At 74.0% G+C, this 2,470-nt stretch carries 2 protein-coding genes; one reads left to right on the top strand and one right to left on the bottom strand.

The annotated features are described in order from the left end of the window. Positions 1 to 297 precede the first annotated feature (297 nt). Positions 298 to 1,155 (top strand): MaoC/PaaZ C-terminal domain-containing protein, encoded by an 858-nt coding sequence (locus ACYVE9_RS22935; protein ID WP_461029789.1) that lies wholly within the window; start codon positions 298 to 300, stop codon positions 1,153 to 1,155. A 31-nt stretch (positions 1,156 to 1,186) separates the two neighbouring features. On the opposite strand, the gene ACYVE9_RS22930 is transcribed toward ACYVE9_RS22935, so the two are convergent. Further along, entirely contained in the window at positions 1,187 to 2,284 is a 1,098-nt protein-coding gene (locus ACYVE9_RS22930) for a carboxylate-amine ligase (RefSeq protein WP_461029788.1), read from the bottom strand. Between the last annotated feature and the right edge of the window lie 186 nt (positions 2,285 to 2,470).

Here is a 2,470-nt window from a genome sequence, read left to right as displayed (position 1 = left end):
CGTGCGGTGCCGCCGGTCGACGCCCGCCGTGGCGATCCGCCTGCCGACCCCTTGCCGCCTCCGGACGGGTTCCGGTGGCGCGGGGGTGTTCAAGCCGGCGGCGGTGCGTTATACAGGGGCCACACCGACTAGAACGTGTTCTCGTCCTGTCCGAGTCCGAGTCCGAGTCCGAGTCCGAGTCCGAGTCCGAGCCCGAGCCCGAGCCCGAGCCCGAGTTGTGCTGCCCGTGCCGCCGGACCGCCGCGCGGGCGGACGCCGCCCGCCGCCCGCTTCCCCCGGCCAAGGAGCGCCCCGCCGATGCCCATCGATGTCGACCTCGTCCTCGCCGCCGAACCCGTCACCACCGAGCTGTCCTGGGACCACAAGGACGTGCAGCTGTACCACCTGGGTCTGGGCGCCGGACGCCCCGCGACCGACCCGGCCGAACTCCGCTACCTGCTGGAGGACCGCCTCCAGGTCCTGCCGTCCTTCGCCACCGTCGCCGGCGGCGGCATGGCCGCCATGGACGGGCTGTCCGCCCCCGGCGTGGACGTGGACCTGACCGCCGTGCTGCACGGCTCGCAGTCGCTGGTGCTGCACCGGCCGTTGCCGAGCGGCGGCGGCGCCACGCAGCGCGCACGCGTCACCGCCGTGTACGACAAGGGCAAGGCGGCCGTGGTGGTGCTGCGGGCCGAGGCCCGGGACGGCGACGGACCGCTGTGGACGTCCGAAGCGGAGATCTTCGTCCGCGGTGAGGGCGGGTTCGGCGGGGAGCGCGGGCCGTCCCACCGGACGCAGGAACCCGACCGTGCCCCCGACCTCACCGTGGAGCGGCGCATCCGGGAGGAGCAGGCGCTGATCTACCGCCTCTCCGGCGACTGGAACCCCCTGCACGCCGACCCCGAGTTCGCCGCGCTGGCCGGCTTCGACGCCCCGATCCTGCACGGCCTGTGCTCCTACGGCATGACGCTCAAAGCCGTGGTGGACACCGTGCTGGACGGCGACGCGAGCCGGGTCGGCGCCTACCGGGCCCGCTTCGCCGGGGTCGTCTTCCCCGGCGAGACCCTGCGGATACGCGTCTGGCGGTCGGCACCGGGCCGGCTCCAGCTGACCGTCGGTGCCGCCGAACGGGACGACGCCCCGGTGCTGAGCGGCGTCGTGGTCGAGTACACCTGAGCCCGATGCGCGGCACGGGGGCGGGCAGGCCTCAGACGTCCACGGTCTCCGAGGTGATCAACTCCGTCAGCGCCGCCATGCCGCCGCGCTCCATCGCAGACCGCTGACGGGCCGCCGCCGTGCCGTCCGTCAGCAACTGCCGTATGAGTCCGCCGACCTGGCGTTCGTCGCCCGCCTCGGCGAGCGCGGGCTGGATGTGCCGCAGCAACGAGCCGACCACCTCGGCGGCGGGCCGCGAGGCGGTGCCGTCCGGGGTGACCAGGTGGGCTTCCAGCCCGTAGCGGGCGGCGTGCCAGCCGGCGCCGACGAGTATCTCCTGCGGTACGGCCGGCATCGGCCGGCCCGCGCGCTCGTCCTCGAGGGCCGTCGCCACCAGGGCACGGATCAGGCCGCCGAACAGTACGGCGTCCCCGGCGCGCAACTGCACGTCCAGCGCGCGGACCTCCACCGTCGGGTACTTCTCGGACACCCGGGCCTGCCAGTACAGCGCCCCGCGGTCCCCGATCACCCCCGCGTGGAGCAGGCCCTCCACACGGCGCTCGTAGTCCTGCTCGTCGGCGAACAGCGGCGGCTGGCCGCTCACCGGCCAGCGGTTGAAGACCACCGTGCGCCAACTGGCGAAACCAGTGTCGTGGCCCTGCCAGACGGGCGAGTTGGCGCCCATCGCCACCAGCACCGGCAGCCACGGCCGCAGGCGGTTGACCACCGCCACCCCCGTCGCACGGTCCGGTACCGCGACATGGCAGTGCATGCCGTTGATCAACTGCTCGTCCACCAGCTGGGGCGCCACGTCCAGAAGTGCCCGGTAGCGGGGCGCGTCGGTGATCGGCACCGGGTTGTGGCCGGCCAGCGGGGCCGAACCGGAGGCGGCCAGCCGGCAGCCCGCCTTCTCCGCGGCGCTGCTCAGGGAGTGTCGCATCCGCAGCAGGTGGCCGCCGGCCTCGTCGAGGGTCTCGCAGATCGGAGTGGCGACCTCCACCTGCACCTGGAGCAGCTCGGGCTGCACCTCGTCGCTGCCCAGGGCCGGCTCCCGCCGGACCCCGGCACGCACCTTGTCCGCGAGCGGCACCGGCAGGCCGGTGTCCGGGTCAAGGAGCAGGAACTCCTCTTCGATCCCCAAAGTCAACATGTCGCGGATGTACCTCGTCCCGGTCACTGAAAGGCTCTTCTGTGCTCGGCACGTACCCGCTGAACGGACCGCCACGCCTGCCACCACGGCCGCCGCCACCCGGCCTGACCACCGTGCCCGCGGCCCCGTCTGCCGCCGCCGGTCAGGGCCGTCCGGCCAGCGGAGCCTGCTGGAGCGGAACCGGCC

It is taken from the genome of Streptomyces sparsus (assembly GCF_054776295.1).
The sequence above is the reverse complement of the archived record's forward strand: the minus strand, read 5'-3'. Positions and strand labels throughout refer to the sequence as shown.

Bases quoted from the DNA above. Each gene is read 5' to 3' on its own strand.
- ACYVE9_RS22935 (WP_461029789.1), top strand. From the start codon at position 298: ATGCCCATCGATGTCGACCTCGTCCTCGCCGCCGAACCCGTCACCACC.
- ACYVE9_RS22930 (WP_461029788.1), bottom strand. From the start codon at position 2,284: ATGTTGACTTTGGGGATCGAAGAGGAGTTCCTGCTCCTTGACCCGGAC.